Genomic DNA, 1,538 nt, shown 5'->3' on the forward strand with positions numbered 1-1,538 from the left:
GGGTTCACTCATTAGAAGGCTTTTGTCAAGGACAAAATATCTCCGGTCGCAAAAATATCTACATTTTCACGTTTTGAATACCCCTCCAAGTACGGAATCGCTCTTACTGCTGTTTACGAAAATGACTATACCGTTCACGTTTATCTACGCCCGTGGTATTTCGCAATTGTTTTGGTATCGTTCTCATCCGCACCATTCACCCATCGGGATCAAGGCTTTGTGAAAGACTTTCTCACCGCCCCTGACTTATCTTCTGTCCCAGAAAACCATCGGTTCCATACCAGTGTCCAATCGTTATTCACAGAATATTCGGCTCTACGGCCAAAACCTCACGGCTCATGGTATGGGCAGATCAGAATGGAATATTCTTTTTCGCCGATTCCTTTACCGGCACAACTCATAATAAAAGGTGGAACAACTTCCAATCAGGTTTCATGGATTGGTTACCTAACCCGCAACCGGTTCCTTGCACCACCTAATCTGCTTGCTACCCAAACATTTTTTTCTCGTCGTAGTTTACTTGCTCCTTTATTATGTAATAACATGCCCTGGCCAGCTTATTGCTCAAGGCTTTCGTTGCCAGAACTACATGGCTCTTTGACGCCTTCCTCTGATGCCATTTCCTTCCCTTTTCGCAAAATCTTACGTGAAAATGCGCTGCCTCCACATACGCCCACGCAAGGTATTTATTCCCGTTCTTACGGTTTCCTTTCCCTTTGCTCTTACCATTCGATAATTTTTTTGCCGATACGCATCTGCAATAAGATGAATACATCCCCACATCACTAAATCGCTCTATGTTCCCAGTCTCCAGCATTATCGTCATTGCCAGGATTTCGCCTATCCCAGGCACCTTGAGCAATTTCTTATACGGCTTCTTTAGCTTCACCTCCTTTAATACCGCTTTCTCTATCTTGTATATCTGCTTATTTAATACCTCTATTACCTCGTGATCGCACTGTGCTGACATGGTCAAATGCACGTCGCTGAACATCCCCATTACCTCTTCGTTACTCAGCTTCTTTATCGTATCACCGCTTATCGGTACTCCTTTGTTACGGTTTACCATCGTTTGCATACTCAATATATGCGCTGTCCTTTGTTGTACCAACATCATCCGCTTCCTCAGTAAATCCCTCACTGACCGCGTCTCTTTGGGATAAATATATCCCTCTGGTAATATCTTTAACCGTAACATCTTTGCCAACCAAAACGAATCCCTCGTGTCGTCAATGTACTTTAATCCCTCATACTGCTGCATTGCCGATGTATTTGCCAGGTGTACCTGATAGCCTGCCTCCATCAGACCATCCACTATCCAGTACCAGTTAAAGGCCGATTCTACTACTATACCCTTTATTTCTTTTTTGTATGGCTCTAATACGCGCTTTATTTCATTGATGTCATTACGGTTTCTCCTCTTGAATACCTTCCGATCCTCCTCATCGAGTATTCCAATATAATTATTATCACCATGTAAATCTATTCCTACGAAATATCCCATTGCTCGCTCCCTCCTTACTTTGTTATTATTTAAC

2 protein-coding genes are annotated in these 1,538 nt (G+C 43.0%); one reads left to right on the plus strand and one right to left on the minus strand.

Annotation, left to right across the window (positions count from 1 at the left end):
- The coding region (locus QZT26_RS17555; protein ID WP_295104031.1) for a hypothetical protein at positions 1–223 on the plus strand (223 nt) is incomplete at its 5' end.
- Positions 224–487: 264 nt separating this feature from the next.
- Here the strand turns inward: QZT26_RS17555 and QZT26_RS17560 are convergent.
- Positions 488–1,538, minus strand: a 1,051-nt coding sequence (locus QZT26_RS17560) for an IS110 family transposase (protein WP_295104034.1), incomplete at its 5' end; no start/stop codon positions are given.

The sequence above is a fragment of the uncultured Candidatus Kuenenia sp. genome (genome assembly GCF_900696675.1).
Taxonomy (GTDB): Bacteria; Planctomycetota; Brocadiia; order Brocadiales; family Brocadiaceae; genus Kuenenia; species Kuenenia stuttgartiensis_A.